At 42.2% G+C, this 26,098-nt stretch carries 15 protein-coding genes and 2 tRNA genes; 5 read left to right on the plus strand and 12 right to left on the minus strand.

Going from position 1 to position 26,098, the window contains the following annotated elements:
- The 4 genes from QZU58_RS04100 to rbr form a co-directional block, all read right to left on the minus strand.
- Window positions 1-2,200: methyl-accepting chemotaxis protein (locus QZU58_RS04100; protein WP_294495197.1), on the minus strand; the 2,200-nt coding region annotated here is incomplete at its 3' end.
- 419 nt (window positions 2,201-2,619) lie between these two features.
- A complete protein-coding gene (locus tag QZU58_RS04105; RefSeq protein ID WP_294495201.1) occupies window positions 2,620-3,510 on the minus strand; it encodes a hypothetical protein in 891 nt (296 codons plus the stop codon).
- A gap of 108 nt (window positions 3,511-3,618) precedes the next feature.
- Window positions 3,619-4,425, minus strand: a complete 807-nt coding sequence (locus tag QZU58_RS04110) for a hypothetical protein (RefSeq protein ID WP_294495203.1) — start codon at window positions 4,423-4,425, stop codon at window positions 3,619-3,621.
- A 1,036-nt stretch (window positions 4,426-5,461) separates the two neighbouring features.
- Window positions 5,462-6,037, minus strand: a complete 576-nt coding sequence (gene rbr, locus QZU58_RS04115; protein WP_294463326.1) for a rubrerythrin — start codon at window positions 6,035-6,037, stop codon at window positions 5,462-5,464.
- Between the two features lie 488 nt (window positions 6,038-6,525).
- Between rbr and QZU58_RS04120 the strand changes: the two genes are divergently transcribed.
- Both QZU58_RS04120 and QZU58_RS04125 read left to right on the plus strand, forming a co-directional pair.
- Window positions 6,526-6,602: transfer RNA gene (locus QZU58_RS04120), tRNA-Pro, on the plus strand.
- A gap of 24 nt (window positions 6,603-6,626) precedes the next feature.
- A tRNA-Pro gene (locus QZU58_RS04125) sits at window positions 6,627-6,703 on the plus strand.
- 254 nt (window positions 6,704-6,957) lie between these two features.
- Here the strand turns inward: QZU58_RS04125 and QZU58_RS04130 are convergent.
- Together QZU58_RS04130 and QZU58_RS04135 are read right to left on the minus strand one after the other, a co-directional pair.
- Window positions 6,958-8,874, minus strand: coding sequence for a hypothetical protein (locus QZU58_RS04130; RefSeq protein ID WP_294495205.1), 1,917 nt, complete (start codon window positions 8,872-8,874; stop codon window positions 6,958-6,960).
- Window positions 8,875-8,922: 48 nt separating this feature from the next.
- Complete coding sequence (locus tag QZU58_RS04135) at window positions 8,923-12,504, minus strand: AAA family ATPase (RefSeq protein WP_294495207.1); 3,582 nt, start codon at window positions 12,502-12,504, stop codon at window positions 8,923-8,925.
- A 248-nt stretch (window positions 12,505-12,752) separates the two neighbouring features.
- Here QZU58_RS04135 and QZU58_RS04140 point away from each other — a divergent pair, with 248 nt between their 5' ends.
- From QZU58_RS04140 to QZU58_RS04150, 3 genes are all read left to right on the plus strand, one after another.
- Window positions 12,753-12,926: a hypothetical protein gene (locus tag QZU58_RS04140; protein ID WP_294462886.1), complete on the plus strand. Its 174-nt coding sequence runs from the start codon at window positions 12,753-12,755 to the stop codon at window positions 12,924-12,926.
- Between the two features lie 73 nt (window positions 12,927-12,999).
- Window positions 13,000-13,197 carry a hypothetical protein gene (locus tag QZU58_RS04145; RefSeq protein WP_294495209.1) on the plus strand — a complete coding sequence of 66 codons (198 nt, stop codon included), beginning with the start codon at window positions 13,000-13,002 and terminating at the stop codon, window positions 13,195-13,197.
- A 784-nt stretch (window positions 13,198-13,981) separates the two neighbouring features.
- Entirely contained in the window at window positions 13,982-14,590 is a 609-nt protein-coding gene (locus tag QZU58_RS04150; RefSeq protein ID WP_294495211.1) for a hypothetical protein, read from the plus strand.
- 2,120 nt (window positions 14,591-16,710) lie between these two features.
- Here the strand turns inward: QZU58_RS04150 and QZU58_RS04155 are convergent.
- The 6 genes from QZU58_RS04155 to QZU58_RS04180 all read right to left on the minus strand — a co-directional run bounded on the left by QZU58_RS04155 (window position 16,711) and on the right by QZU58_RS04180 (window position 25,856).
- Entirely contained in the window at window positions 16,711-17,328 is a 618-nt protein-coding gene (locus QZU58_RS04155; RefSeq protein ID WP_294463385.1) for a cell division protein ZapC domain-containing protein, read from the minus strand.
- Window positions 17,329-17,446: 118 nt separating this feature from the next.
- On the minus strand, window positions 17,447-18,472 hold the full coding sequence (pyrD, locus tag QZU58_RS04160; protein WP_294495213.1) for a quinone-dependent dihydroorotate dehydrogenase: 1,026 nt from the start codon (window positions 18,470-18,472) through the stop codon (window positions 17,447-17,449).
- Between the two features lie 271 nt (window positions 18,473-18,743).
- Window positions 18,744-21,398, minus strand: coding sequence for an aminopeptidase N (gene pepN, locus QZU58_RS04165; RefSeq protein ID WP_294495215.1), 2,655 nt, complete (start codon window positions 21,396-21,398; stop codon window positions 18,744-18,746).
- Between the two features lie 286 nt (window positions 21,399-21,684).
- Complete coding sequence (locus tag QZU58_RS04170) at window positions 21,685-23,766, minus strand: carboxy terminal-processing peptidase (protein ID WP_294462947.1); 2,082 nt, start codon at window positions 23,764-23,766, stop codon at window positions 21,685-21,687.
- 346 nt (window positions 23,767-24,112) lie between these two features.
- Window positions 24,113-24,811, minus strand: a complete 699-nt coding sequence (proQ, locus tag QZU58_RS04175; protein WP_294495217.1) for an RNA chaperone ProQ — start codon at window positions 24,809-24,811, stop codon at window positions 24,113-24,115.
- A gap of 436 nt (window positions 24,812-25,247) precedes the next feature.
- Entirely contained in the window at window positions 25,248-25,856 is a 609-nt protein-coding gene (locus QZU58_RS04180) for an HD domain-containing protein (protein WP_294495219.1), read from the minus strand.
- Window positions 25,857-26,098: the final 242 nt, after the last annotated feature.

Here is a 26,098-nt window from a genome sequence, read left to right on the forward strand (position 1 = left end):
TAGCCGGAACCGTCTTCTTGCCACGGAACAGTCTACAGAAAAATCCCGGCTTTGTATTTTCCACCTTCTTCTCCTCAACCACTTTTTTGACTGATTTCTTACGGGAATTAGGCAGAATAAACTTGTTCAGACTGCTTTCCGTGCTTGAAGCAAGGGTATCGAGGGTCTGACTGGTAATGGCCAGTGCCTCAATCTGAATCTGATTATCATTAGACAGATCACTGATTCTTTCAATGTTTGAAGAAATGCTTTCAGAGGTCTTCATCTGCTTGTTGACGGAATCGACGATGATGGAAGCCATTTCGTTAATGTGAACAACGGAAACCTTGATATCGTCAATTGCCCTGCTTGCCTCTTCAGCCTTGTCTTTGGTAAGCATCATCTCTTTTAAACATTCCTCGGAACTGTTTACAGCTTCGATTACGGTATTCTGCAGATCCTCAATCATCTTACGAATATCATTGGCGGAATTAGCCGTTGTATTTGCAAGACTTCTTACCTCATCCGCAACAACCGCAAATCCTCTGCCGTACTCTCCGGCACGGGCAGCCTCAATGGCCGCATTAAGAGCCAGAAGATTTGTCTGTTCGGCCACTCCTCTGATAATGTCGATAATCTTAGCGATATCGGAACTCAGAGTGCTTACATTCTTAATTACCTTGGTGTTCTCCTGAATCTTGTCTGAAAGATCCAGAGTCTTCCCCATACTTTCAGTCATTATATCCTGAGACTTGACGGCTTCGTTCTCCACCCCCTGAATCTCGGTCATGGTACTGCTTACGGCCTTGGCAATGTCATTAATGTTTACAAGCATTTCATTCATTGCCGAAGCAAGATTCAGTGTCTCATTACGCTGTTCGTTAATCGCATTCTTGGATATGTCGGCTGCGACGAGGTTATCGGTTGATGCCATTTTAAGTTTTTTGGCGGAATCAGCCATTTTCAGCATCACCTCACCGGTTTCAGCCGTAACCCTGTTCAGATTGTTGATGATAACCCCAAATTCGTTGACATCCCTGGTTACAATCTGGTTGTCCAGATCACCCTCAGCAAATTCCTTCATTCGTCTGACAATTACTTCCATAGGCTTCTTGATGCTGCGGCTCAGGAAGAAAAGCACGCCGGCGGTAATAACGAGTGAGAGTATCAGCGACACGATAATAATGATAATGGACTTTTCATATTTATCTGCCGCATGCTCCTTTGCGCTGGAAAGTTCCTTTGCAACCAGAAGCTGAATGTTGGTTATTTCAGTTTTGATTTCATTAATCCTTTCTCTGGCGGTAATCATGTTCTCCACCAGTGCATTGGTATTCTCCACAAGGCGCTCATGCTGTCCGACCACGCCGTTGTCATCACCGCATGAATATTTGAAATTAGCTACCAGAGCACCGATTTCATTCTGAGCCTCAGGCATTTCGGAATAAAGATTGTCTGCCCAGTTCTCATATTCATCAAGAAAAACATCAATAGATTTGCGGGCCTTTACGATCTCTTCGGTGTTGTTTGAGCCCAGAGCCTCAAGAACCTTCTTTTCAGCCAATGACTGATAGGTAAGCAGATTGAGCATGAGATTATCCACGTAGTCATCAAACACCTTCAGCTTCAGTTCCTGGAGCATCTGTCTGAATACCGGCAACCATGCAATAAAATCAGCCTGACTTTTATTGGCTTTCTGCAGAAGCCGCAGATTATCCTGCTTAAGCTCCGGCATCACTTTAATGATATTCAGGTAGTCCCTTGAAAGATCCGCAACCTTGGACATACCTCTCATGAGCTCATCATCGTTACGGGAAAAATCTATGAATTTGCTGAGACTGTTCTCGAATTCCTCTCTGGAACGATTCATGATAGCCGTCTGTCTCTCAAGCTCCTCCTCTGAGTTTGAATTAATGACGTCATAAAGACGCACTGACAGGGAAAGAAGTTTGATTTCAATATCCTGAGACTGATTATTCAGCGGAATGTTTATGTCTGTTATCTCTTCAACGGATGAGTTGATACTCTTTATGTTATATCCACCACCGATGGAAAGAAAGAATATAAGAATTATGAGAATACCGAAACCTACGTATACGCCATTGATTATGGACTTTCTGACCAGTGCACCGCCGCCAAGGGTCATGACACTCAGCCATTTGTTCCTGATATCGGAAAACAATTTGGCCTTAATTTGCCTGATAAGTTCTTTTATATCCATATATCGTTCTTCTCAAGAGATGTTATCCAAAACATGCCTGGAAAGCATGCTGTAGTTCTTCTTTCCGTTCGATTCATTAGAGCCGGAGCCACGCTCAGCTTGAAACAAAAAGAACACTACATAGGTATGCTGTATTCAATGATAAAATGAACGCCCCAAAAAAAATGAGACAACAGCTATAAATCAAGAAAGAAAAAAGCTAATAAGGCTTACTGTCATTAGTTTTTTCAAGGGATATCACACACTTTTAATATTTTCTGCAGAGCTTGTTTATGGTTCTGAAAACGCCCTTTCCACCCAAACACATTCACGACTGGGAAATTCACAAAAAATTCTTTTAGAACCGGATCCTTAGAGAAAACAACAGGTCTCGGCATCATTTCGGCTGAACAAACAACCTGTTGACCGTAGTGATGTAATCAGTGTCCGATATGATAAAACCGGGAAAAACTGCAGAGATTCATGGCGAGACATCCAGATCTGGAATTCAGACCATAACTGACGTTTTTACCATCGTAGTGCATGTCTATTGCCAGATCAGCTCCTTTCCCGAACTGCGCCTCAGAGGTATTGAACCTGACTATATAATCACTGTCGCCGCTTACCACCACATCAACCGAATCAACATAATCTGTTCTGAAACTCTTCCAGTTCATCATTCCAGGCATTTTTCCGGCTTCACATATTCCTATCCCGCCAAAACGGTAAAGACAGTTTTTGAGCTCGGCCACCAATCTCTCAGCAGGCTTTTCCACCTCATCTGAATATATAATCTTCTTTCTGAGATAATCCATGTCCGTCTTATCGGTTATGAATTTGCGGTTAACGCGTATAAGATTCTCAACCACTCCGATGTCATATGAGAGGTCATAGCCTTTCGCCGCCCCTTTTTCAAGAGAAATCAGCTGACGCACACTCATTTCCAGATAAGAGTTGAGCCAGACCTGGTTATTTCTCTGACTGACATACTCAATCAGTGGTCTTCCCCGGAACCTGTCACATGGAACCCCGTTTCTCCCCATTTCGGCAACAAAAAACAGTTCCGGATATTTCTGCATAAAAAAGACGGAAAACCCGGAGTTTCCATGACTCTTCCCGAAATCGTCAACATCTTTCCTTACGGCATTAATGTCCAGTCCGGAAAGTTCCTTTATTACGCCTCCATTGCAGGCGGCAATAGTAAGATTCAGAATTTTTTCGGTTCTGTCTTTATCATCTGACAGGATGGCAGATCCTTCATTTTTCACATCGCAGGAAACAGTTGCCGCAACCAGTACGGGCATAAGAAAAAAGAATTTATTCAAACGCATTACCGCTCCGAATCAGCATGAAACAACAAAAACAAAAATCCCGTCACCGGCATACAGACAGGACACCGATAACGGGAATGCACACATTCTCAGACCTTGGAATACGTACTAGCCAAGTCTGGCCTTTATCTTGATTTCAACCTTATCAATTTCCTTGATAAGATCCCTTACCGCAGTATGGAAGTAGGCATCTATACCATCCTGAACCTCTTTCAGCTGCAGATATGAGTACATTTCCGAACCGTAACCCTTGTTTGCAAACATCTTCTTGAAAGCCTGATTTGCTTCATCAAAAGCCTGCTTAAGCTCAGGAAATTCTTCTACATTATCATTTATAAGTCTCATGTATTCGTCATGAGTCTTCTGAACTCTGTCAACAACCTCGGTCATCTCAGAACTTGATCTGCTGGCAAACAAATCCTCAATAGCGGTTTCGTATGCTCCGCGAGCACTGGTTATCTGAACATATCTAACTTCCTCTTCAGGAGAAAAGTTTCTCTTGCTTACCAGATGTTCGGTTTCCCTGATACTCTTGAAAACTCCTGACATTACGACAGGACCGTCCTTATAGTTGTTGTACTTTGCCACAATCTCATTCTGGTTGTTGGCATAGTCCTCACACTTGAGGAGAAGCTCCCTCACGTGATTTGCAATTTCAAAAGCTTCAGTAGCATACGGACTTGATGTATTGTCTTCAAGAACCTTCACAATATAACTCAGTTCTTCTCTGCTACGCCACAGTTCATCACGATTGATAAGAAAATCATCGCGATTGTTGGTATTGGCCATAAGAATCATTGCAGCATCGAAACGGTATACGTTGGCCTTAAGATCCTTAATCTGAGCAGAACTTACCAGAAATGGAATATCCCCGGAGGTGTAATTTCTCGGCTCATCAGCCCAGGCTTCCGGCATAAAACCGGCACCTAGGGATAAAACCCCCGCCATCATTAATCCCAGAGATTTTCTACGAAATACATTCAATATATTCATTATAGTCTCGCTAAAACTAAAATTACAAAATTTGTCCAAAACTTTTAAATATATTAAGTACACGGATTGTAGGAAAATTATATATTCTGCTACCTGTCTATCCAACGGCAAAATGACAAACGTGTTACGGCACATACACTGACTTTTTCATTTTTTCGTCCACATCACAGAAAGGCAGTCATTTTACGTTTACTGACAAACATCCTCAGTTTCACATCGTCATCCATGACCATCTTTGCGGATTCCCTTCTGAAAGGAACTCCGGCATAAATAATTCTGATAAAACAGGCTGGTGCGCCAATACACCAAAACTGATGCAAATTACATGCGCAACCGGTATTGTAACCACTTCCATATCCGAGAAACTCCGATCACGGAACAGAAATGCTTCTGACAATTTATTCTGAATATCTGTTTTATCCTTCGGAAGCATCTTTTTATATTTATCTATTCTGCTTTAATCCGGTGAGTACAGCGATTATCTCGCTAATGATCAATGTATGCATCCCGCCGGCAGATACTTCCTAAACTCGAAATATTATAAATACGTATGCAACAAAAACATTAGATATTAGGGCACCACCGACAATATTTGTGACATATTTAAAAAATCAGAAAAATTTTTCGGACTGGTTATTGAAGAAAAACACATGCACGACCACACAAAAAAAACAAAATGCGGCACATTGCCGTCACACTCTCTAAGACAGTGCCAGAGAAACAGGCCATGTGCAGGTCTGTTTTTTCGACGTACATATTTGCTTTTCCGGTTCAGATGCAGTCACGACTAAAAGCACACATGGGATAATCTGTTTATTTTCTTCCTGAAAATCCCCTAAGACTGAACCGTGCCGCAAAATAAAAAGATCCGCCATCCATTCCGAACAGCGGATCCTTTCTGAAAATCATCAGCGGTGCGCATTTAACCTACGAACCGGTACACCGGAACGGTACAATCCTACTTAAGAGGTTCGTACACTTCGAAGTGAGCCTGTGGATGAGCACATGCAGGACAAACCTTTGGTGCTTCGGTACCTTCATGAATGTAACCGCAGTTTCTGCAACGCCAGATAACCTTGTCACCACGCTTGAACACCTTGCCTTCCATCAGATTGTTGTATAAGGTAACATAGCGTTCTTCATGGCACTTTTCAGCTACGGCAATAGCTTCAAAAATTGCGGCAATTGCAGGGAAACCTTCTTCTCTTGCAGTAGCGGCAAATGAAGGGTACATGTGAGTCCATTCCTCATTTTCACCTGCTGCCGCAGCCTTCAGATTATCAAGGGTTTCACCGATAATACCTGCAGGATAGCTGTCGGTAATTTCAACAACACCGCCTTCCAGGAGCTTGAACAGACGCTTTGCATGTTCCTTTTCCTGATTTGCGGTTTCCTCAAAGATTGCACTAATCTGCACAAGACCTTCCTTCTTGGCCACACCTGAATAATAGGTGTAGCGGTTTCTGGCCTGAGATTCGCCGGCAAAAGCCTTGAGAATATTCTTCTCAGTCTGTGTTCCTTTTATACTAGCCATGATAATTTACTCCTCTTCAAAGATACAATCATCCGCTTTCATGAAAAATGACAGTCTCCGAATTTATAAATCAGAAAAGCCCCTACAGCGCATGAAAAAACGAATTCCTTCCATTTGAGTGTATCATAACTGAAAAAAATTTTTTCTTAATTTTAAAAAAACAAGATATAAATCATACATTGTTTTTTCTCACTGCATATATACACATTCCACGCCGTCTGACAAATGTTCTTTTCCGAAAAATGTCAGTTTACCGTCTATAAAAACCTGTTGTCAGACAAAGAATCATCCATACTCAGGATTAAACTTAACTTTCATGCTGTTCAGAAAGGAAATACGGTGTCAGTCGGACGTATTTCCACACATTTTGTGCAAAAAAACATCTGACAGTTTTAAAACCGCGTTCAATTGGTTAATTATCAAGCGTACGGAACAAAAAAGCTTGACCAATCAAATTAAAGATATATAATGAACACACTTTCGAGGTACGGCGATTAGCGCAGCCCGGTAGCGCATCTGGTTTGGGACCAGAGGGTCGCAGGTTCGAACCCTGCATCGCCGACCATTCGAAATAAATCCATAAGAGACTCGGCGATTAGCGCAGCCCGGTAGCGCATCTGGTTTGGGACCAGAGGGTCGCAGGTTCGAACCCTGCATCGCCGACCATCTTTTCAAAATGCCTTTCAAATCTTTATCTTCATCAGTCTTTTAAAACATTTCAGCAGTTAGTCATTAGGATTTATTGTCTGTTTTCTCTATATTTCTCTGTTTTCGCAGAATTACCGTTTTTCTTTCATCTGCCTGTCACAAGAAGCTTTTGCCTACACGTAAATAAAGACAGTAATAAAAGCCCCGCTATCGGACATAGAGAGCAATAGCGTGACCGCATAATACCGGCTGTTCAATTCTTTTTATCAGGCTTATTTTACGGAATCTTCACCTTGAAGCCTTCTGGCAAGCTTAATGACTCTCTCATATTCAGCATGATGAACCTTTCTGAGATTGCCGATAAAAAGTGACAGATACTCCTTTATGTTCTTTTCATTTTTTTCCTTGTCTGCTACAGGCCTTACCGCCACGCCTGCAATCGAAGGAAATACCGGATACTCACTGTCAAGATCATGAACGGACGCATACTCGGAGAAACGATTTACATTACCTCTTGAATAAATCGCAAGAACTCCTCTTATGCCGCTGTCAAAACCCAAGGCGTTCTTTACGCGGATGCTGTTCATATACTTATTGACCAGCATTGGCAGGGAAGCTTTTCTTACCGTATCATAAGAGCTGTATTTAGCATCCATGATGAGATAATCCACAAACCCAGAAGCCTCCCACCGGATTCTGATGACAAAATCCGGTGTGTAGTAGAAATCTCTACCATAGTTCTTACTGCACACAACCATCGGTTCCTCGTCGTCAGTTCTGCCGACAGTAAAGATCTTAGGTTCGTACCACAGCTCAAGCGTATACTCCTTGTTCTCTGAAAGCCACCGGTAGTAATTAAAAGGTTCACTGAGAGGGCGCTCGGCCACTCTTCCGCCGAAATGATCCACGGACATGTCATGCCATTCGCGGGAAACACAGATTCCCCCCAGCTGGCTGACAACATTTACTATTCTGGAAAGAACCATGAACTCATAGAGTTTCTCTATCTTCTTGAAATGAGACGTAAAATCATTAAGAGTCAGCGTAACCGCACTGACACCGTACCATTTAGCCACCTGCTCAAACAGTTTGCGGTAAACTAGAGTTCTTGCCACAAAAGGTGTGATTCTGGGCATCAGCGGCTTATCAAGATAATTTATTCCGGTTACCTTCTCAAAACTGGTGTACAGCTTGTAGAAACCGTCAAGAAGGTTCATAACCCTGCTGTACTGATTCTGGAGATTCTTGGACAGAACTCCGTGCACGATTCCGGAATATCGGCAATAGCCGGGATACGTCAGAGATTCTCCGTCAGGCCTTTGCTGACTCTGCTCATGTCCGTTGATAAAATCCTTTACGGCACTCAGCTTCATTCTGATGTGATTTATGAATCCGGCAATTACCAGATTCTCAAAAAGCCTGTAAGAAGGTATCATTTTCTCTTCTGCCGCAAACTCCGTCTTGACCGGCATATTGTTTATCTGAAAGGTCTGCTCATACGGAGAACACAGAGCAACCGCATCACTGTTAAGAGACAGCCAGTGTATGGCCTCCGGAGAATTCGGCAGACCATTAGGAGTTACATCAAGTCTCGGTTCAAGAATGTATCTCAGCTGTCTTAACAGCACGCTCCACAGACTTTTACATAGAATATATGTTCTTTCCGCCTCATTGATAAGATCGGCAATGACCCCGTTATTTTCAGGATTTCCGTCCAGACACATCTGAGAAATGGCATCGTAGTCATCATTTATGAAATCCAGTATCGTGGTTATTTCCCTTGCTCGCGCCCTTGTGGCCAGAACCTCGACCTGAAAAGACTCCTCAAAATACTCTTCTCTGTCAAGAAAACTCTGAATTCTGATTTCATGAACACCCGGCAGCCCGAAAAACGGACGGCCGCAGTGAGCCAGCTCCGGCCTCCATTCAAGATGCCAGAGTCCCTCTTCGGACAGAAATCCGCAGTAATAACTGTCCTCACCGATTACAATTCTCGGACTTATATCCTCCAGATCCCCTTCCAGAACCTCGGTATAACGGATATAAATATCAAGATAATAGTCCTCGGGGATTTCCAGAAAACCCGTTTCCGAATCAAATCTCAGTGCGGAATCATCACTAACCACGTCATAGATCTTTCTGTTTTCCTGGTTAGTGTGCTCCGAAACCGCCAACTTAACGTCTAACATAAACAGCTCCTTACATTAATTAATGTGGACCAGACAGTTCCGTTACGTCTATGCCAGGAACTGATAGCTGTTCATGCGGTCTTCACCCTCGGAAATAATTCTCTGCAGTACGGTCTGGGATTCAGTGAGATTATACTTATCCAGAATATTCAGAAGCTCTTCAAGGCGGTTACCGAAACTTTCACCAAAGCCGTTAATCATCGGCAGCACGAACTGTTTAATGGCAAAATCCATTGCTATGGTTTCATTATCACAGTTCTTCAGTGATGCCAGCAGAGGATCAACCACTGAAAGATAATTTATAATCTGCTGATGCTTTCTGTATGACACAACGATTCTCTGACCTAGCTTACTGTCATCCTTGTAGAGAATCTCCTCAACATCATTCAGTACGGCATACATCTTGTTCTGAATTCTGCCATCTTCCGTATCAAACAGAGACATCCAGTCTGCAGCACTGTACGTGGTCTGCATTGCATGAGGGATAATCTTTGTTGTTCTGTTGTCATCACTCTGGCTCGGCTTTTCATCAAAAAGGATAACGGCAGAGCGGTCCAGCATTCTTGCAGACATGATGTTTACGGTATCATCACTGTTTACGGTTCCGACAAAACGCAGATATGAAGGAATTGTCAGATATGCCTTTTCAGGTGAACCGGTAAAGATCTTTCTTTCAGCAGCCGTATCAGCATCGGCAAGCTGCATGAATGATGAAAAATAATGTTCAGGAGAAGACAGATTCATTTCATCAAGAAGCAGAATGGCAGGGGTTACGCCGTTCATGTTCTTCTCGGCATCCAGAGTCGTCAGAAGCTCCCACAGACCTGTTGGGGCCGGCTGGAAACTGCTGGTAAGACTGTTCCAGTACCCCATTATATCCCGCTGAGATGTCCAGCCTCTGGCTACGGGAATGGTATGCAGACGATTCCCCAAATTAAGAGCCTTACCCATGGTCTTAACAAAGGAAGTCTTACCTGAGCCCGGAAGCCCTGCCAGAATGGTAAACTGATTCTGGGCTATTGTAACCACCATGGATACTAGTTTCTCAACGGAAATGGAGCGACCGTAACTCTTCATTGAGCTCAGCAGTTCCTCAATGTATCTCTTCCTTCCTTTATTAAGGTTATCTATATTAATGATTGATGGCACACCGCTGTCAAAATTAAAACTGCTTTCCTTAACCTGTCTTGGTGTGGTGAAAGCCTTCAGCATGGAATGCATCTCCAGATAACGGGAACTGAGATCGGCGAATGAATGGTTCAGCTCCTCATCTATATTGTCCTTGGTTCTGCGCAGCTCATCCACCTGCTTCTTAAGGCTTTCGTACTCATTCATAAGCTTTCTGTATTCAGACTTTAAAGCCTCATGCTCCTCAGAGGATACGATTTTGCCCTTAACCTTGACCTGAATCTTGGAATCTCTTGCAGCCACGGCGGCAGTATCCTTTGAGTCCTCTGCAGACTGCTCCTCGGACTCAACCCTGTTTTTGAGAGAATTCAGAACCTTTTTCTTCTGAGCTATTTCAGAATTGATGCGTTCAAGCTCCTTCTGCTCTCTGTCCTTCTCCTTTTTGACATTACTGAACAGATCCTTGCGGTAGTTTGCCAGGATGGATTCAAGGTTTTCATTAATGTAGGTATTGAAGAACTCCTGGAACTTTGAAGTCTTCATCAGCATGCTGAAAAACCTGTTTCGTTCATTATCGAACTCAACAACACCCTGAAGGATGTTAAAACATCTCGTTACGCGATCATGTTCATTCTTAAAAAGAGACAGTCCCTGAATATTCTGTTTAACCTTGGACAGCTGATTTATATTCAGATCCTTAAATACCGGATTGAGAAGAGTCGGTGCATAATTATCAATAAGCTTCTTGTCGTCGATAAGATCATGCTTCCTGCCACTGTTAAGCCAGCTCTGTACCGGCATCTGTACCAGATACCTTCTGACAATACCGTTAACATTAACCTCTTTTATGTAATCCTGAAGAAGATCGTATTCCACGGACTTGACGCAGGAATTCATGTCATCCTTAACGGCAAGCTGACAGCGCTTGTCAGGAATGTTCAGCACACATTCACATGAATATTCTCCACCGTCTTCAGTCTGCTTGAATTTTCCGACAACAAAAGGTCCAAGCAGAACCTTTCTTGTTTTTATGAGAGACAGCAGTTTGTCTGAGAACACGGGAATATCCACCTTGGACATGGAATCTCCATATTCAGGAATCTGAATCTCTTCCTCCTCTTCCTCTTCGACAATCCCCAGAATCCCGTGCCCGGAAGGAAACTCATCCCTGTATGAGCGTCTGATTTCCCTGGTTACCTTGTTTACCGCTTTACCGAGAGAATTTGCTCCGGAGCCTTCAGCAGTCTTATTAATAATGGTAAAATCCATTGATTCAGTCAGTGCGTTAATTACCGGATCCTCAGAAGAACAGCTTTCAGCCCTGCCTTTAAGATATCCGTATTTCCATTTCTCGGTATCAGCTCTGTAGGTGGTTTCGGTAATAATATATTCATTACTGCGCCCGCCGGGACCTTCGGCAAATGATCCGGTACCGGCCTTTTCCTTAGGAACAGCGGTCTGTGAAACCGGAGCTGCAGAAGACGCAGGGGATTCAGCAGCTGACTCCCTGTCAGAAACAGAAACTGTCCCTGAAGTCTGCACACCTATCGCTACTGCAGGCTCCGCTGCCATGACAGATTCTTTTTCAGAATCATTCCCGGTAACAGCAACATCCTCAGAATTCTTATCAGAACACTCCTCTACAGAGTCATCATCACTACCATGACACAATTTTGACAGGGCGTTCTCAACGCCGACTTTGGCTCTGATGCCATTTGCCACCCTGGCAGCAGTATAGGACAGGAATCCATTATCTTCAGAAAGCTTTTTAAGACCTTCTCTGACAGATTCCCTGATTCTGTTCTCATCAGGTTTCTCACTTCCCAACTCCTCATGAGTCAGATCGGAACATACAATTTTATTAATGCTGCTGAAGAATCTTCTGTTCAGTTCGGTTACGGCATGGATGTTATTCGCAATGAAACTACCCGCATTATCCAGGGTAATTTCACCATATGTGGAGTAAAAACAGTCCTTAAGGTACTTTTCCGCATCCTCCCGTCTGAAAAATTCCTCTGTTTTACTGACAAACGGAAAATCCTCCTTATCCACTATGAATTTAGTACACTTAACCACGACATAGTCTGTACTCGGTCTGTATTTCATAGAGGCAACCCTTTCGGTCGCAAAGAGGTTCTCAATCCTTGGTTCTACAATTTCCACAAAATCGTAGGGATCAACCTTGCTCATTTTTTCATTATGTACCGTATATTTGCATCCCCGCTCCTCAGGAGACGTATTTGCAATGAGCCGTATCAGATGCTCCTCTCCGAATTTTGCTATTGAGTTTTTGGCATTGGATGTCAGAAACACCTTCGGCACCTCATCCAGAAACTTCTCCTGATTGACAATTCCGTATCTCTCGTGCCGGGTTTTGTCATATTCTTCCGTAAACTGCTCAAAAGCAATGTCCACGTATGAACAATCTTTATTGTTTGATTTTGTAACATATGTATGAGGATCTATGATCCCGACAAGTATTCTTTCTTCAAAATTGCTCATTTTAATCGTCCTCTGAATGATGCCGGCGACTGCCTGCATGCTTTTCCTGTTTATGTCATATATAAGGGGGAATGCTCATATATATGGATATGCACGGGTGACATCGGTTTATATCCACACATTACCATATAAAGGAACAATGCCGGGCTTTTCCCAAAAACGCAGAAATCCGGCTGGCACAGGTCAAACGCTCCCCGGCGTGTGCCTGCATACGGAAGGGATAAAGAATTACGGCTCCGGCTTTCGGAATGACTTCAATCATTCCTGCGGAATATGATGAAAAAGCCTCAGGTGCAGATGGCAGACTTCTTTATGGATTAAATATTGTTTCCGCAAAGCAGAAAGAATACGTTTATCTCCCCCTAACAATGATTCTAACGCATATGAAAGACAATATAAAAATAAAGAGGGCTGTATTGTGAAATGCGACAACAGCATATATTCCAACTGTATAAAAAACAAACTTAAAGGATATGACGTACTTAAAAAACAATCTTGCAGACCTTAAAACCACGCAGAACAAAAAACATTTCCCGGAGACATGACATAAGACAACACTTCAGCACAAACACAGGAAAACGAAAAAAACAGCAGGAAAAAATTGAAGAAATTCCGGATAAAGGTATTGGAAAAAGAAAAACAAACCAGAAAAAACAGCAAAAAAGAGGTCTAAAAATTGCCAAAAAAGATTAAAAAGGAAACAGATAACAGAAAAAATACTTTCAAAAACAGTCTATTTTTAAAACAAAACTTGATAATTGTCACGTTTTTACTAATTTTATTTCAGTCTGAATCTAGTAAATTTACATTTATTTAACATTTACAGACATTCCAAAATATTAATCATCAGAAGCATCTGGACGCATCATCAAAGAACCATGAGAACGACCAACCTCTTCATTCGAAAAAGAACATCAGGTAAAAAATAACAGCTGAACGGACATTAACCGGTGGCAGATGCCACAACGCCTTATTTTTCAACAAAAAAGTCAAGAATGTATGGAATAGCAAACGCATCAAAACATAAAACCGTTTACAAAACCACCAATTTTCAGACAGTGAAAACACATCAAAAAAAGACGACAGCAGGGAGAAAAAACCAAAGAAAAAATTTATTAATTGAGTAGATATAGAAAAGATTAATTAAGGGTATTAATCACCAATAATAACAAAAGCCCTTGAATTTAACTTATTTTTAACAAGATAATCAAGAAAAAAGTCGGCTTTCAGTGATGAAAAAAAATAATTTATGTAATACAATAAGCTCATTCGAAAAGTCTTTATTTCGGATACGAGAATTCGGTAAAACACCATTTGTGAACGTTTTCACAGAACAAATCAAAATAAAAAAAGATTGTTTGAAAAAGATTTCCGTATTTGAAATAATTTAAATGTGCAAGGGATATGCACTGTTGGATAATCTTGAATACCACCGAGATAATCCAAAAACAGGTCAATAAGAGAAGGAGTAACAACCATGACAGCAAAACTTTACGAACTCAATACCGAGATTCTGGGCAAATTAGTTGAAAGCTCAGAAGCTTCTCAGAATTTCATCGAATCAATCATCAAGGATTTACCTGATACTTTAGAAGTTGAAAGCATCAGCGACGTAACTGTTGGTGACTTAAACTCAAGTAAGGTTGCAGGCAAGAGTGCAGAAGGTTTTTCTCAGATCAACGGCATCGTTTTCCAGTTCCGTCTGAACAACAAGCCAGCCGAAATGATCCTTGTGGTTGAACCAGTTTCATTCCTTAAGTGGTGGCATGATAAGAGCTTCTTCAGCTACAAGCTCTACCGCAATCACAGTAATATTAACGACGGCGTAAGACGTTTCGTAACATTCGTAGTTACCGACTCTGAAGTTAAGGCTTCACGCTTCCATGCTGTAAGCTGCTTCAACAACACCAATGGTGAAAAGTGCGAAACCTGCCAGATTCATGATATCTTCGCCGTTAAACAGTCAGGCAACGAAGATTCTATGCTTGAAAACTGGATTCGCGCCTTGATATCCAAAAGCGACGCAGATGAAAGTACCAATAATGTATCAAGCATAACTGAAGCTTCAGGCTACAAGGTAGCTTAATATAATAAAATCTCTTATTGTATGTGGTATATTTCACCCGCTTTATGCGGGTGATTCTTTTTATATACAGAAAAACCAAACATTCATCCCTAGTACCACACCGGAAGACAAAACAAATACGGATTCAGCATCAGTCTCCTATCTTCCCCTATCTAAACCACTGCCCCGTCACCATTCATTTTTTAATCAGCTCTAAAATCATTAAATACAGATAAAGGCAATTGCCGGAGTCGTTTAAAACGGTATTTTACACAAGAACAGCAGTACGAATCATGGCAAAGCCTCTGAACAAAACTGATTCAGAAACCCATGGTACAGGAGGATAAATCTTAAACAGAACGTTTCCAGACAAAACCAGGAACAACCGGATAAACAACACGGAATTCTGCCGGCAAATCATCACTAAAAACACATAAAGCTTCATCTCTACATTCCAATGGAATTTGAAAACGCATCAAAGGACCAAACCTGCAGCTGCATTAAAGCCCTATAAAACCGATACATCCAATTCAGGAAGACTCCATAGCCACATGTCTCTGGCAACAGCACACCTCCTAACCACCCATACACGATACACATGGCCGGAGAAAACCTATCCCATAACATCAAGTACAATTAAAACCCGACCAACCCCCGCCCTTAGCCTTCCGAGATTTTCTTCAGATAAACAAAAAGCCTAAAAAAACAGTCTGACAGAACCGGAAGATTATATCCCGGCATCCGATCCTAACCTGTTCCAAAACAGCTCCGGTTATAATTTAGAACATCCAGAGCTGCAGTATCTTCATATCACCAGTACCTGACCGCCATAAAACAGGCTTAAACATTCCAAAAACCCGTTGGAGAGATTCAGAATTTTTATAATTAGAAAAACAGCACGGAATTCTGCTTCAGATACTAATCCGGTATTCTGCACCGATCTTTGTCATCAAATGCATCCATGCACGTTTTTCAATATTAATGCATATGAGCCCGCATAAGAGACCATATGACGCCATAAATCAGACTTACGGAGAACACAAGTCAGTTATTAAACTTCTCACATATATACGGCTTTGTGATTCACTGAAAACTGTTTTCATCATAAATAGTTCCTTGTATCAAAATGAAAGAAACATACATTTTTGGCTAAATTCCGCGCTTTTTATATGATTAATAGTTATAATATAACCTGTGTTTTTTATGATTAATGTGTGAATGGTGTCAGCCCAAAAGAGTAAAAAATCCCTAAAATCAATGGTTTTTTCATTAATATTTTTGTTCTTTTGCTTATTTAAATTCTTATTTAATTTTAAATAATTAAAAATATTAAAACCAATATGTTATTTAATATTTGATTTTTAAAATATTTCTTATTTAATTACCCATTGAATTTAATTCTAAATTAACCATATATATTTTTTATAAAACTATTTTTATTTAAAATAAACTACTCCCATATTATTTAAATTACCGTTAAATAACTTTAGATTAATATTATACATTTTTATTTCTGTTTTTATTAAACCCACTTCGTTTTCCAGGCTCTTCAAACACCGAAGATTCATTTTAAATAACGTGTAATTACATGTAATATATACTGTAAATTACACTGTAAATAATTAAGACATACTCCCTTTCGCTATTACCCCTCTTCTCTATACATCTTCTGTTATACCTCATACCCGGTTCCCTAAAACCCGGCTGAACCCTTCATCAGCAGCCGTGTATCCATCTTCGCAAGACTCACCCCTGCCGATTCCGTTCTTTTGAAGGTTTTAACACATACCTGCTCATCCGCAGCACCAGATACTCATATGCGTACAGGCTGCGCCTTCTCTTACCCAGAACAAGCAGCTGCATACATAATGAATCAGATGCTGCTGGATACAGCCACACAAATTCAGTACGGAAGTATTCAGTAAACCGGAGGGGGAGTGAAATATTCAGTATAAATACGAGAAAAATCGAGCCATAAGGACCTTTTACATCCAGTCCTTTATGCAGATAACAAATAGGGATACAGCCCCAATAACACGTCTCTGAGCGAGACTCCATACTCGGGGTGATATACGGGATACGGTATTCTATAAAGACAAAAAAATCCCCGGAAAAAACATCTCCGGGGGGCAAAGACTAGCCTAAGCTATATTGAGAGTTTTAATCAGTGAATAATTTAATGAAGCAACCTTTACAATTCGGTCAAAGGAGAGCCTTATACAGGTTCCCATCTTAAGGGATATATCAGCTTTATCCTTTGCCGTTTCTCCGACTACCAGCGGATTCTGGTTGATCTGCATTAAATAACAGTTTCTGTTTTCTTCATCTACTTCAACCACCATGAAGTCGCCTTCCTGAAAGCTACCACTATCTTTCAGAGTATACTGAGGAAAAGCCAGAACCACTTCCCCGACTTCGGGAGCTCTTCCGGCTTCAAACTTCCTGAATATGGCGTCTACTGGTTTCATTTCCTTATGAAAACGTCTTGTTGCCACGGCATTGAATGAAATCATGCTTCTGTCATTATAAGAGAAGGATAAATCTGACAGACGATTCATAAAGTCGTGATAACATTCGTTATCATCTTTAGTGAAGTAGTTTACACCTAAAGCCTTATCGCAGATATTTACCTTGCTGAGAAGAGTCTGTCCAACAGCTTCTCCGACGTTTGTAATAATTGTAACGCACAGTCTGTCGCTCTTGGCATCGTAATGCCACCTGAACTTATTCCATTCATCAAACTTAACGTAATTAACCATTATTAGTCAAACCTCGTAAATAAATGCTTTACTTATTTTCGAGTTTAAACGTTATTTAATTTTAAATCAACCCCAAAAAAGTTATTTAACTTAAATTACCAAAATTATTATTAAATAATTATAAGTAGTTCACGATATTCTTAATTAACTCCGGACCTTTATAAATAAAACCGGAATATATTTGAATAAGTGATGCCCCGTTTTTAATTTTTTCTGCCGCAGCCATCGGAGAATCAACTCCCCCTACGCCGATAATCGGAATACGACCATTGATAATTTTATTAATCTTTGCCAGAACATCAGTACTCTTTCTGAATTCAGGTTTGCCGCTCAGCCCCCCTGCTTCCGTTACATGAGGCATGTTCGCAATCATTTCACGATCAAGAGTAGTATTGGTAGCGATGATGCCGTCCACATCGTTTTCCAGGAATATCCTGCAGATATTCTCTATTTCTTCATCAGAAAGATCAGGAGCGATCTTGATTGCAATCGGAACATATCTGTTATTCGCTACGGCAAGCTCATGCTGTTTCTTCTTCAGTGCCTGAACAAGCTCAACAAGTGCGTCACCAAGCTGCAGTGTACGCAGATTAGGTGTATTAGGAGAAGAAATGTTTACTGCCACATATGAAGCGTAGTTATAAACCTTTTCAAGACAGTACAGATAGTCATTTACGCTTTCTTCAATCGGTGTAACCTTGTTCTTACCGATATTTACACCAAGAATTCCCTTGTAGCGTGACTTCTTGATATTCTCTACGAGATGATCCACACCAAGGTTGTTAAAGCCCATACGATTAATCAGCCCTTCCGCAGGAAGTACTCTGAACAGTCTAGGCTTATCATTACCTGGCTGAGGCTTCGGAGTTACGGTTCCCACTTCAATAAAACCGAATCCCAGAGCCGCAAAAGCATCAATGGCCTCACCATCCTTGTCCAGTCCTGCGGCAAGCCCTACCGGATTAGGAAAATCAAGTCCCATTACCCTGCACGGTCTTGATTCAACCTTCTGGGAAACGAGACTGGTGAGAAGAGGACTGCGTGATGCAATGCTCATCATTTTCATGGTAAGAAGATGAGCTTTTTCAGGATCCATGGTAAAAAGACAAGGTCTTATTAACGGCTGATACAGAGAATAAAGCATATTTTATTTTCCTTGATTAAAAATTCTCAGATTCGTAAATGGATTTTCACGGCTGATACCGCCTGCTCCATCCGGCGAGTTCATTTTATCATAATAACAGTACGTTACTATTGCAAAAAGGCTGTCTGCAACAAAAATTCGGGCGTTTATCCGATCCCCTGTCTTTGCCGGTTCCCTTCTCCAAAAAAAAGTCCGGGCTGATGCCCGGACCGAATCTTAAAAACTTTTTTACTGAACCATCCGGAGAAATATCTCCGGATTCACAGTATTACTACTGCTTAAATGCCCTGTCTATCTTTTCAAAAATAGAGTCACTCAGACCTTCAATGTGCAGAAGCCTGTTGAAACATGAAGTAATAAGGCCTTTTCTTCTGTTGTCAAGACGGTTGAGATTAAGCATCGGAGTCATTATGGTTGCAGCGACGTGCGGATTCGTACTGTTCAGTTTAATCAGAATTTCCGTAATGAATTCATACCCGGCACCGCTAATCTCATTAAAGCATTCGGTATTCTGCATTGAGAACGTTCCAAGAAGTGCCCTAACCCTGTTAGGATTGGTAATGTCAAAGCATCTGTGATTCATCAGACTCTTAACATTTTCCATCGTTTCAGGATAAGGCGCTGAAGCCACCGCCCTAAAGTAGTTGTCAAATACCAGAGGATTATCCTGCCACTTTTCCTCAAAATCCTTCAGGATTCCGTGTCTTGATTCAAGATTGTGTAAAGTAGCCGCATTAAGTGCAATCAGACTGTCAGTCATATTGTCGGAAACTGCATAATGCTGGGCAACAGTTTCTCCTGCCTTTCTGTCTTCGCCACGAAGAATCAGTCCCTTAACATAAAAATTCAGAGCCACCCTGGTCAGATCACGGGAACCTATCTGCTCCTCACTGCATTCGTATGCGGTACCTGAGGCAATTCTGTTCTTAAGATCGGCAGAAAGTTTAAGATACAGCTTTTCCCACAAATCAAACAGCTCAACGGCAAGTACTCTCACGAGCTCCTTGCGTGAAGCCGTAATGGCATCCAGATCTATTGCGGTGAAGAGGCTCATTAAAGTGCTTACCGGAGGTATGCGCAGAATATAAGCCTTAAACCTGTTATCAAGACCGGATTCCTCAAGAATGTATCTCACACTCTGAACAACAAGCTCTGAATGGGTAAACGGAAGTCTTCTCTGGGCATTAACGGTATTGAGCACAATATAACTGTTTATGATATTCTGCATAGATTCGTATCTTACCACCGGATCATCAGCGCACTTGAGCAGAGTTTCAAGTTCCCCCTGAGCATAAGGATATTCTATCCTCACCGGAGCACTGAAATTCTGAAGAAGTGCGGTAACAGGCCTTTCAGGAACATCATCAAACACGATTACGTTATGCTCCTCGGTAAGCAGCTGAACCTCGGACACTTCTTTACCGTCACGCTTCAGAGGTATCCTTCTGCCATCAGACGCATAGAGAGCCATGCTTAACGGAATTACAAACGGTTCCTTTTTAGGCTGTCCCGGAGTTGCCGGAGTAGTCTGATTGAACGTATATGTAGCCTGCTTCATATTGCCGTCATATGACAGAGAACCGGAAACACACGGAGTTCCGGCCTGAGAATACCAGTTTCGGAACTGTTTCAGGCTGATTCCGGAGGCATCCTCCATGGCGGCCACAAAGTCTTCGCAGGTTACGGCACAACCGTCATGTCGCTTAAAATACAGCTTCATGCCCTTCTGGAACAAATCCTCGCCCAGAATGGTATGAATCATTCTGATGACCTCCGCACCTTTGTCATAAACGGTGACGGAATAGAAGTTATTCATTTCCATCACGTAATCAGGACGAATCGGATGTGCCATAGGACCGGCATCCTCCGCAAACTGAGGTCCCTTGATGACGTTCACCGCCTTAATTCTTTCAATCGGACGACAGCACAGATCACTTGAGAATTCCTGATCCCTGAATACGGTAAGACCTTCCTTAAGGCTCAGCTGGAACCAGTCACGGCATGTCACCCTGTCACCTGTCCAGTTATGGAAATATTCATGACCTATTACCGAAAGCACGTTTTCAAAATCGGTATCAGTGGCTGATTTTGCGTCAACAAGAACATATTTTGAGTTAAAAATATTCAGACTCTTGTTCTCCATGGCCCCCGCATTGAAGAAATCCACGGCAACCACGTTAAATCTGTTCAGATCATATTCAAGACCGAATCTCTTTTCATCCCATTGCATGGCCTTCAGAATGGATTCAATGGCCACGGTACCGCATGATGCCTGCCCCTTGTCAACGTAGAGATAAACATCAACGTGTCTGCCGCTCATGGTTTCAAAATCACGGTGCAGTTCATCAAAATCACCGGCAACCAGAGCAAAAAGATATGAAGGCTTCGGGAACGGGTCTTCCCATGTAACGGTCCTTATACCGTCGGCAACACTGTCACTTATGAGATTGCCGTTTGAGAGCATATACGGATAGGCCCCTTCAGGAGCTCTGATGCGGGTAGTGTATCTGGCCAGCACATCAGGATGATCCGTAAAGAATGTTATTCTTCTGAATCCTTCCGGCTCATTCTGGGTACAGAACTTTCCGTCGGAAACGTAAAGCCCCATCAGCTCAGAGTTATCCTTCGGATTGATTTCCGTTTTTACGGTAAGCTCAAATTCATCAGGAACATTTTCAATTGTTAGGGAATTGGAAGTTTCGTTATAGAGGCACTCCCTGCTGTCAAGCCTTACTTCCAGCAGCTTCAGTGAATCGCCGTCAAGAACGAGAGGCTTATCGCCGTCAGTGGTAAGACGTTTTACCCTGCTTACGGCCGTAACGACGGTAGCGGTAAGATCCAGGTCGAATGTCAGATCTATGTCAGTGATTGTAAAATCAGGCTTCTGATAATCCAATCTTCTCTTTTCCTGTCTGATTACCGCCATATTTCCTCCCTTTAAAACTTTTAATACTCTATTATTTTATACTAGATATGTATATCATGTATATATTTTTCATTAAACATGCTTTCTGACAAAAATACACAATATAATTTTTATATCTTGTATTTTAAATAATTGAATTATTTTGCATCAGCTCACAGTAATCACATTATACACTGCTTTAACAAATTATCATCACAAGAAAAAAATTTTTCTCCAAACAAAGAAAAAACCTCGGGTATTGTTTTTATACCCGAGGTTTTAATTATCCGAAAAACTCAGACTGAGCCTACTTTTTCACGGTTGCGAGATTCTTTTTTTCAAGATCCGCAAGATCGAGCGCTATTCTCATACTTTCATCAAGATAGCTGTCAAAAGGCTCATAGCCTGAAGGAAGATCCTTAACATTACTTACAGAAGGTTTTCCAGAAGCCTTGAGATTTCTGTTGACCATCTCCAGAAGTTCGGCATCATCCTTTTCCCTCTCCTTCTTTCTCTCTTCAAGATTGAGAGAAATCTTTGTACCGGACTGGTATTCGGCACGCATCTTCTGTTCCGCCTTGGTCAGATCCCTGAACAGCTCATTGTCCTTGATACGCTTGTCATGAAGAGATGATAGTTCAGTAATGTATCCCTTCATATTCTTGGAATCATATTTAACTGAACTGATTACGTCCCATTCCAGAGCATTAGGCTCATTCTCTTCACCCACAATGTCATAGCTAATCATCTTAGGGAACATGATGTCCGGCTGAACGCCCTTAATCTGGGTACTGCCGCCGTTTATGCGGTAGAACTTGGCAATGGTATAGTGAATGCTGCCGAGAGGTTCGCTGTTATAGTCAAAAATGCGATCCAGCGGACGGCTCTGCTGTACCGTTCCCTTGCCGAAAGTGGTATCGCCAACAATTACTGCTCTGCCGAGATCCTGCAGCGCAGCTGCCATGATTTCCGAAGCAGAGGCACTTAATCTGTTGGTGAGAACAACCAGCGGACCATTGTAGCTGACGCCAGGAGTAATATCGCCTCTTACGGCAACGTTACCAACCCCGTCCCTAACCTGAACGAAAGCGTCATTGTCGATAAACAGACCGGTTGAAAGAATGGCTTCGTTAAGAGCACCGCCGCCGTTGAATCTTAAATCAAGAACAACTGCCTCAACATTCTCATCATTGAGCTTCTTGAGTTCCTTGTCTATATCCTGATAAAGGTTAACATAGAAACTCTTTACGGTAAGCACGCCAACCTTGCGACCGCCTACATCCTTAACCTCAGCCTTGGCTGCGCTGTCTTCAAGACGAATGCGGCTGCGAACGAGATCAACGGTGAAGGTGGTTATCTTGCCACCGGTATCTCTCTGAATCTCCAGAGTAACCTTTGAGCCCTTCTTGCCCTTAACCATTGGTACAACGTCCTCAAGACGCATGCCGATGACATCGAGCATCTTGTTGTTTTTACCGTCATGCTGGCGGATACCTATAATATAGTCATTAGGCTTAAGCTTTTTGCTCATCTCCGCCGGAGAGCCCGGAATCAGGGAAACAATCTTAACGTAATCGTCTTCCTTGGTCAGAACGGCGCCGATACCTTCCATTGCAAGACTCATTTCATCCATGAACTTGGCACTGTCATCAGGTGACAGATAGGAAGTATGCGGATCTATGGCATGAGCAAAAGCATTCTCAAAAGCACTGAATGCATCCTCACTCTTTGATTCCGTCAGAATTCTGAGCTGGTTGGTATAGCGCTTTCTCAGAAGCTCTCTGGCCTTTTCCTCACTCTTTCCGTTAAGCATCAGCTTAATGATGTCATTAACCACAAGCTTGTACCAGAGATGTTCCAGTTCAGTCTGGGTTTTCAGGGCCGGCAGCTTACTGCGGTCACTGTCCAGAGTATCACTGCCTGCAAGATCAACCGGCTTGTCAAGAACACTCAGATAATATCTGAGACGCTGGAACTTACGCTTAATGACGCTGCTGTACAGTTCAAAAGGATAATCAAGGCGACATACCGTCATTGCGGATAAAACGTCATTGGCGTGAGCATACATGTCATCTATTTCACTCTGGGTAAAAAGACTGTGCATGCGATCATTTTCGTATAAATATGAATCTATAACCTTGTCGGCGAATTTCTTATCCAGAATCACCTCCTTGTAATGGGACCTGGTAAAGAAACTGGAAACCCTCTTACATGAAAGTGAATGATTGTGCTGAGCAGAAAGCTCAGGAAGATCCTTGACGGTAGGAACCGTCTGCTTAACCTTTTCAACGGCATAGACCGGTCCGCAACTTAACGCCAGCCCAATTAAAGAAGGCAGTATCAGTTTTCGCCAGCCATAACCAAACACGTTATTCTTATTATATTTCATATTTATATCGCCTGTTTATCTGTAACGGGAATATCCTTACAGTATTTTATCCAAGTTAAAAATGCATTTTTCATCAAACATCCTTTTACGCGTCGGGATGTTCGAAACTGTATATTCTGCGATAATCTTATTTAACTGAAACGAAATGTAAATTTCCTCAAATTTCCCTCAGTTCGGTTTCCCCGTCAGGCATCATGCCTTTTACGTCCGGGTACTGCCCTAATTATTTTATCTCAAGTCGTCATTTTACTTGTAAATTCAAAGTTTTTTAAGCATGCGAGACAAAAAAAATCGCAGAGATCACGTTGCTGACCTCTGCGATTGTTACGGTAACGCTTTTACGGATTTATCTGCCGATGCGATCAGGACTTACCCTGATAACCATTCCGGTTACAAGTTCAACACCGACAACATCCTTTGCCATTTCAATAACGGTTGCCTCAACAGCCTTGGTACCGCCGCAAAGTACATGTACCTTGCTGCCCACGTCAACCGTGGTAATATCGATCTGTTCAAAACTTTCAGTACCGATACTGTTGCCCTTGTAGGCACCTGAATTCTGATTGCGGTTCTGACGCGCAGCACCGCTGAACTTTCTGTTTCTGGCCGGCTTTTCAGCACCTTCAGCTGACTTTTCACCGTCAGTCTTTCTGAAAGGCTTCTTGACGAACTTACGCTTGGCTCCCGCATTCTGGCTCTTTTTCTTCTGTTCGAACACGGACTTTGAAGTTTCAAGATTCTTGGTTGCGTATTCAACCTGCTCAGCGGTAACGGTATCAACCTCGTTGCCGTCGAGATCTACTCTTGCGGCACCTTCCTTAAAGGCTTCAAGATAATTCCAGCGGGTGGTATAGAATCTTAAAGCATGACGTAAACGAGTCTTGGACAGTTCAGGAGTTTCAGCGCAAACCCTTTCAGCCAAATCGTTAAACAAACCAATCTTTAAAGGCTTACATTCGCCTTTCACAACAAAACACTTAGGGAATTTTTCAGCCAGGAATTCAACGATATCCTTAACTGTTGAAAATTTATTTTCGTTTTCCATATTCAAATCCATCCGTCAGGAGTGTTCCGTTCCGAAGGGCACGGCTTCAGTGTCACCGCTTCCCCGTCATTCCGGAATCTTTACGCACTGCTAATGCCGGGTTAACCCCGAAACTCCGACAGTCTGTCTGTTCCTATTCTAACTAAAGTACACTCTCAAATGATGTATGCAGATATACCTAGTATTCTCATTCCCTGCAACAGGATGTTTCAATACGAATCATCATCAAAAAAACTGAAGAGGTACTCATATAAAAAGATACTAAAAAAACGTTTACCGCATAATGCAGGCGGGATTATATCACAATTTTCCGAATATACAGCAACTACAGCAATATTATCTGTCCATGTGCCTTAAATAATGCAATAAATCACACTTTGTCCCGACTTAAGTCATAGATTGAAACATCCGCTCAATCGTAAAAACGCATTACGGACTACTGTGCAAAAAGTTCATCACCAAGCAGACGGGAGTAGTCACCGGCAAGCACGTCACATACACGGATACGCTCACGCACAATATCAATAAGATTATGGGCATATGCATCGGCAAGCTCAAGCAGCATCAGTTTTCTGAACGTTTCCTCACCGGCCTCTTCCATCAGACTTCTGATACTTGCTCCCCGACTGTTGTCAGACAGCATGTTGTCATCATGATGTCTTACATAAAAGAGCAGGCGGATTTTATCACAGCCTTCCAGCACGAATCCCCTGCTTTCCAAATCGGGAATGATTTCCGTTTCAACCAGACTTTCGGAAACCTGCGGATGACCGTAATAATGCATGTTCACGTCATCCGGATTCTTTCCGCGACACTGGGTGTCGGGCTTGCCGACATCATGCAGCAGAGCGGCAAGATACAGCATGTCATCATCCAGTTTTCTCGGAAGATTAAGTACGGTGTGCAAACTGTGTTCCCAAAGAAAATACTGGTGACTGTAATGCTTCTGATCAAAATTTACGGCTCTTTTCATTAATGGAAAAAGCTCGAGCAGGTCTTCACGAATCGCCTGAAGCTCATCCACCGACGTTGCCGTCTTTAACACGTATATGGCCTTGTGCAGCACTTTAACACCTCAAAAACACTTACTACCTGAGAATCAATAATAACACAGCATGAAGGCTTCCATGTCACATAAAAATGAAAAAAGGTCGCATCCCAATCCCGGAACGTCATGTTGTATTTTCCCGTATAAGCACATATAATACCTTGACACGTAAGCCGTCATAAACGACTTCCGGGCATCAGCTGACTAAAGCCTCCGGAGCATGCCGGCGACCACTTTCG

It is taken from the genome of uncultured Ruminobacter sp., from assembly GCA_902764345.1.
GTDB lineage: Bacteria > Pseudomonadota > Gammaproteobacteria > Enterobacterales > Succinivibrionaceae > Ruminobacter.

Coding starts and splice junctions, on each gene's coding strand:
- pyrD (WP_294495213.1), bottom strand. CDS start 18,472: ATGCTTTATTCTCTGTATCAGCCGTTAATAAGACCTTGTCTTTTTACC.
- proQ (WP_294495217.1), bottom strand. CDS start 24,811: ATGGAAAACGAAAATAAATTTTCAACAGTTAAGGATATCGTTGAATTC.
- QZU58_RS04110 (WP_294495203.1), bottom strand. CDS start 4,425: ATGCCGGAAGCCTGGGCTGATGAGCCGAGAAATTACACCTCCGGGGAT.
- QZU58_RS04140 (WP_294462886.1), top strand. CDS start 12,753: ATGACTTCAATCATTCCTGCGGAATATGATGAAAAAGCCTCAGGTGCA.
- QZU58_RS04155 (WP_294463385.1), bottom strand. CDS start 17,328: ATGGTTAATTACGTTAAGTTTGATGAATGGAATAAGTTCAGGTGGCAT.
- rbr (WP_294463326.1), bottom strand. CDS start 6,037: ATGGCTAGTATAAAAGGAACACAGACTGAGAAGAATATTCTCAAGGCT.
- pepN (WP_294495215.1), bottom strand. CDS start 21,398: ATGGCGGTAATCAGACAGGAAAAGAGAAGATTGGATTATCAGAAGCCT.
- QZU58_RS04105 (WP_294495201.1), bottom strand. CDS start 3,510: ATGCGTTTGAATAAATTCTTTTTTCTTATGCCCGTACTGGTTGCGGCA.
- QZU58_RS04130 (WP_294495205.1), bottom strand. CDS start 8,874: ATGTTAGACGTTAAGTTGGCGGTTTCGGAGCACACTAACCAGGAAAAC.
- QZU58_RS04150 (WP_294495211.1), top strand. CDS start 13,982: ATGACAGCAAAACTTTACGAACTCAATACCGAGATTCTGGGCAAATTA.
- QZU58_RS04170 (WP_294462947.1), bottom strand. CDS start 23,766: ATGAAATATAATAAGAATAACGTGTTTGGTTATGGCTGGCGAAAACTG.
- QZU58_RS04135 (WP_294495207.1), bottom strand. CDS start 12,504: ATGAGCAATTTTGAAGAAAGAATACTTGTCGGGATCATAGATCCTCAT.